Annotated in this window: 3 protein-coding genes and 1 pseudogene; all 4 read right to left on the reverse strand. The window is 75.4% G+C overall.

Going from position 1 to position 5654, the window contains the following annotated elements; genetic code table 11:
- Window positions 1-390 (reverse strand): AMP-binding protein (locus KS423_RS36970; RefSeq protein WP_224284121.1); only part of this gene is annotated, 390 nt, incomplete at its 3' end.
- Window positions 391-415: 25 nt separating this feature from the next.
- Window positions 416-1591, reverse strand: a complete 1176-nt coding sequence (locus tag KS423_RS36975; RefSeq protein WP_224284122.1) for an acyl-CoA dehydrogenase family protein — start codon at window positions 1589-1591, stop codon at window positions 416-418.
- 58 nt (window positions 1592-1649) lie between these two features.
- Complete coding sequence (locus KS423_RS36980; RefSeq protein WP_224284123.1) at window positions 1650-4745, reverse strand: non-ribosomal peptide synthetase; 3096 nt, start codon at window positions 4743-4745, stop codon at window positions 1650-1652.
- 322 nt (window positions 4746-5067) lie between these two features.
- Window positions 5068-5654, reverse strand: a pseudogene (locus KS423_RS36985) (hypothetical protein); the annotation flags it as partial.

The following is a 5654-nucleotide window of genomic DNA, read 5'->3' on the forward strand; positions in this document are numbered from 1 at the left end:
CGCGCCGACCAGGCAGGCGGGGCGCAGCTGCTCGGCGACGGCGCGCAGCCGGCGCTCGCCGGGGCGCGGACCGAGCGGCAGGTGGACGGCGCCGAGCTTGGCGGCGGCCAGGGTGACGGCGGCCAGCGAGACCGAGTGGTCGAGGCAGACGCCGAGCAGGTCCCCCGGGCCGACCTTGCCGCGCAGGGCCTCGGCCACGGTGTCGGCGAGGCGGTCGAGTTCGGCGTAGCTGTGGACCTGGTCGCCGTCGATCAGTGCGGGGGCGTCGGGGGTGCGGTGCACCCAGTCGGTGAACAGGTCGAGCACCGCGCCGTCCTGGTGCGGACGACCGTACCCGATGCTCAGGCCCTCCGCGCTCCGGGCTTCCTTGTCAAGGTTTTCCATCATCATCTCCAGGAAGGTGACGTAAGTACCGTCAGTTCAGGCCCATGGAACGGGCGATGATCACCTTCTGGACCTCCGAGGTCCCCTCGATGATCGTGGTCATCCGGACGTAGCGGTACAGGAACTCCAGCGGGTGCCCGCGCACCCAGCCGGTGGCCCCGTGCACCTGGAGCGAGCGGTCCACCGCGCGCACGGCGGTCTCGGAGGCGGTGAGCTTGGCGAGCGCCGCGTTCTCGGGCGACTCGGTGCCCTCGTCGACCAGCCGGGCGCAGGCGAGGGTGAGCAGCTTGGAGGCCTCGACCTCGGCCCGGGTGGTGACCAGGTGCTCCTGGACGTGCTGGTACTCGCCGATCACCCGGCCGAAGGCGCGGCGGTCCTTGGCGTACTCGACGCCGATCCGCAGCGCGTGCTCGGCGATGCCGTTGCACATCGCGGCGACCACCAGGCGGCCGCGCGAGAGGCTGTCGATGGCGAGGGCGGTGGCCGCGCCGACCCCCTCCTCGCCGCCGATCACGGCCTCCGGGCCGACGGTGACCCCGTCCAGCAGCAGTTCGAACAGCGGCTCGCCGGACATGCCCTCGTAGCGCTGGCCGATCCGCAGCCCGGGCTGGTCCATCGGCAGCACGAAGGCGGTGGCCCCGGCCGCGGGGCCGGCCCCGTCGCCGAGGTCGGTGGCGGCGACGACCAGCGCGATCCCGGCGTGCTCGGCGTTGCTGACGAAGGTCTTGCGGCCGTTCAGCACCCAGCCGTCGCCGGTGCTCACGGCGGTGGTGGTGAGGCGGAACGCGTCGGAGCCTGCGTGCGGCTCGGTGAGGGCGAGGCAGCGGGTCTGTTCGCCGCGCACCAGCGGGACGAGGTGGCGCTCGACCTGCTCGGGGGTGCCGTGTCGCAGCAGCGGGCTGGGCCCGTCGGAGCCGGCCAGCGCGTACGGGGCGAGCACGCAGCCGCTGCGCCCGGCGGCGTGGTGCAGCAGGACGACGGCGGTGAACGGCATGTCGGCGCCGCCGAGCTCCTCGGGGTAGTCGCCGGCGTAGAAGCCGAGTGCGGCGGAGCGCTTGCGGACGTAGGCCCGCAGGTCGGCCGGCACCTGGTCGGCGGTCTCTGGCAACTCCGCGGCCAGCGGGACGAGTTCGCGCCGAACGAAGCTCTCGAAGGCCTCGACGAGTTCGCGGTGGCCGTCTTCCAGGACGGCGGAGGGGGCGGTCATGCTCCCACCTCGCCGTGCTCGGCAGGGGCACTAACCCGTGCGCACTCGCTTCGCTCGTTCACTTGGCGTCTCCTGCGGTGAGGGCGCGGGCCTGGTCGGCCAGCACGGCGTGGCGGAACAGGGTGCGCAGCGGCGGGCGGCTGCCGAGGTGCGGCTCCAGGTACGCGGCGAGCTGGGCAGCGAGCAGCGAGTGACCGCCGACCTCGAAGAAGTGCGAGTCCGCGGTGAAGCGGTCGTGGCCGAGCACCTCGCGCCAGGCGGCCGCGATCAGCTGCTGACCGGGGTCGGTGAACTCGCTCGGCGCGCCCTCCTCCGCCTCAGGAGCCTCCAAAGCCTCCGCCACCAGGCGGGCGAGGGCGGTCCGGTCGGGCTTGCCGCCCGGCAGGGTCGGCATCGCGGCGACGGCCGTCCAGCTCGCCGGGACGAGTCCGCCGGGCAGCCGGCGGGCGAGCGCCTCGTGCAGGGCGGCCTGGTCGGGGCGGTCGGCGCCCTCCAGGAAGCCGACCAGCCGCGGGCCGGTCTGCGGGTCGGTGTGCAGCAGCACCGCGCAGGAGCGGCCGCCGAGTTCGGCGGAGGCAGCGGCCTCGATCTCCTCCAGTTCGATCCGGTGGCCGCGCAGCTTGACCTGGTTGTCGGCGCGGCCGAGGAAGCGCAGCCGCCCGTCCAGGTCGCGGTAGCCGCGGTCGCCGGTGCGGTAGACCCGGGCGCCGCCGAGCGCGGGGACGCTCACGAACCGGGCCTCGGTCGGCTCCGGCAGGCCCAGGTAGCCCTCGGCCAACAGGGCTCCGCCGACGGCGAGTTCGCCGACGCAGCCGGGGGCGAGCGGGCGCAGCGTGTCGTCCAGGACGTGGATGCGCACGCCGTCCAGTTCGGCGCCGAGCGGGATCTCGCCGTCCTCGGCGACGTCGGCGGCGGTGACCTCGTACACGGTGGAGGTGACGGTGGCCTCGGTGACGCCGTAGGCGTTCAGCACGGTGGTGGCCTCGGTCAGGCCGGCCAGTGCCCGGGCGGGCAGCCGCTCACCGCCGAGCACCAGCAGCCGGGGAGCCCAGCGGCCGTCGCGCAGTGCCTCGCACAGGTCCTCGCGGACGGCGAGCAGGTAGCTGGTCGGCAGGTTGGCGACGGTGACGCCGCGGGCGGCCAGCGCGGCCACCAGCTCGGGCCCGGTGGGCACCTCGCGCTGCGGCACGACGAGGGCGGCGCCGGCCGCCAGGGCGGGCAGCACCTCTTCCAGGGCCACGTCGAAGGACGGCCGGGCGAACAGCAGCACCCGGTCGGCGGCGGTGAGTCCATAGCGTGCGGCGATCGCGGCGACGTACCCGGCGAGGGCCTCGCGGCCGACCAGGACGGGCTTGGGCACGCCGGTGGAGCCGGAGGTGTGGATCACGTAGGCGGCGCCGTCCAGTACGGCGGCGGGCTCGGCCTTCGGGAAGGCGGGGCCGTCCAGCAGCGCCGGGGTCACGCCCTCGGCGGGCAGTGCCAGCGCGCTCTGCCGGGTGGCCAGGACGAGCGCCGGGCTCAGCCGCTCCAGCAGCAGCCCGAGCCGGGCGGCCGGGTCCTCGGTGGACAGCGGCGCGTACACGGCGCCGTGCCGCAGGCAGGCGAGCAGGGCGACCACGCTGTCCGCGCCGCGCGGCAGCACGGTGGCCACCGGCTGGCCGGGGGCGACCCCGGCGGCGCGCAGCCGCTCGACCAGTTCGGTGACCCGGCGGTCGAGTTCGCCGTAGCTGATCCGTTCGGTGCCGGCCAGCAGGGCGAGCGAGGTCGGGTCGTGGGCGGCGGCCTGGTCGAGCGCGGCCGGGCTGACCGGGGTGGCCGGTGCGGCCTCGGGCGCGGGGGCGAGTTCGGCGATCGGCGTCTGCGGGCGGTCCAGGTAGCAGCGCAGCAGCTCCAGCAGTCGCTCGGACAGCAGCACCGCCTCGGACTCGCGGAACAGGTCGGCGTCGTAGTCCCAGACCAGGGTCATCCCGGCGGCGCCGTGCTTCTCGCCGACCACCCGGCGGTCGTCGGGCAGCAGCACCAGGTCGAGGTCGAAGCGGGTGGTGCCGGTGTTGAAGCCCTCGTACAGCGAGACCTCCAGCCCGGGCGCCTGGACGTCGGGCAGCGCCGCGTCGTGCGCGCTGAACATCACGTTGAACAGCGGGTTGTCGGCGCCGGTGGTGTGCAGTCCCAGCCGGCGGGTCAGCTCCTGGACCGGCAGGTCCTGGTACGGCAGCGCGCGCAGCAGGACGTCGGTCACCTCGTCCACGGCCTCGGTGCCGGGGGCCTGCGGGTCGAGCCGCAGGCGCAGCGGGACGGTGTTGACGAACATGCCGACGGTGCCCTCGAAGCCCTCCGGGCGGTTGCCGACGGCGGTGCCGATCACCAGCTCGCGGTGGCCGCTGTGCCGGCGCAGCAGTTCGGCGAACAGGGCGAGCAGGGTGCTGAACGGGGTGTGGCCGTCCGCCTTGCTGCGTTCGCGCAGCCGCTCGGCCAGGTCGGCGCCGATCGACTGGCGCAGCTGGCCGCCGCGGTGGCGCCGTTCGGCGCCCGGCCGGGCCAGCCCGGGCAGGGTGACCTCGCGCGGCGCGTCGGCCAGCTCCGTGGCCCAGAAGTCGAGTCCGCGGTCCCGGGGGAGGTCGGCGGCGGCGCGGGCGTGCTCCTCGTACGAGGGGGCGGCGGGCAGCTCGTAGGGCTCGCCGAGGACGGTGGCGCGGTAGACGGTGAACAGGTCGCGCAGCAGGATCGCGAAGGAGTGGCCGTCGTGGACGAGGTGGTGCTCGACGTGGATCAGCCGGTGGTGGTCCTCGCCGAGCCGGACCAGGTGCCAGCGCAGCACCGGCGCCCGCTCGGCGTCCAGGGGCTCCTCGGCCTCGGCGGCGAGCAGCCGGCGGAAGGCGGCCTCCGGGTCCTGCTCGGCGGCGAAGTCGCTGTGGCGCAGCTCCGGTTCGCAGCTTTCGGCGACCCGCTGGCCGGGCAGGCCCTCCGGCCTGGGCACCAACTCCAGCCGCAGACCGGGGTGGTGGGCCAGCACGGCGGCCAGGCCGGCGTGCAGGGCCTCCCGGTCGAGGGCGCCCCACAGGTCGAGGACGGCGGTGAAGTTGTAGGCGCGGCTGCCCGGCAGCATCTGTTCGTGCAGCCAGACGATCTCTTGCGACGGAGAGAGTGCGAACATGGTCAACTCCCTTGTGTGGTGGGCGTGTCGGCACTGCGTTGGCCGGAGGCGGGCGTGGGGTGTTCCTGCTCCGGCCGGTGGGCCGGGCCGCACCGGGGTGAGGTGCGGCCCGGAGTCCGGGGGTCCCGTCCGGCGGCGTGTCGGACGCGCGCGGACGGGCGTGGTGGATCCGCCATGGTGGATCCGCCATGGTGGATCCGGCGTGGGAGTTCGGGGCCCGCGGGTTCTGGCGTGCGGGCACGGGCGTACGGGAGCGAGCGGTCGGTCAGGGGGTGGTCGAGGGTGGTGAACCGGCGGTCGGCGCCTGTTGCCGCCGACGTGGTCAGGCCTGCGGGGCCAGGCTCGGCCGGGTGTGCAGGTGGTGCCGCAGCACGGCGAGCAGTTCGCCGAAGGCGGCCCGGGCGTCCGCCTCGGGGAAGCGGTCGCGGTCCCAGGCCAGCCGGATCAGCAGGTCGTCGCCGTGCGAGGCGGAGACGGCCAGCGGCGCGGCGAGCGGACGCCCGTCCAGGTGGGTCTCCCGGCCGGAGGTGCCGCCGAGCACCAGCGGCGGGCGGCGGTGCAGGTCCTCCAGGGTGAGCAGGGCGTCCAGGGCACCCGACCATGCGGCCCCGGCAGTGCGGGCGGCACGGACCACCTCGTCGAAGGGGGTGCCGGCCTGGTCCAGGTCGTTCCACCAGGCGTCCGCGAGGGCGTCCAGGTCCACGGCCGGGCCCGAAGTGGCCGGGTGCACCAGGGTGTTGAGGAAGCAGCCGAGCGCAGCGGGAGCACCCGCCGGCCGGCCGCCCCACGGGTAGCCGAGCGCGAGCGGCCCTCCCCCGGCCTCCGGCCCGCGGGACCCCGACGTCCGGTGCAGCCGGTGCAGGGCCGAGCCGGCCGCGTCCAGCAGGGCCGGGAAGACGGCGCCGCGGG

Source organism: Streptomyces sp. LS1784, assembly GCF_020103755.1.
GTDB lineage: Bacteria > Actinomycetota > Actinomycetes > Streptomycetales > Streptomycetaceae > Kitasatospora.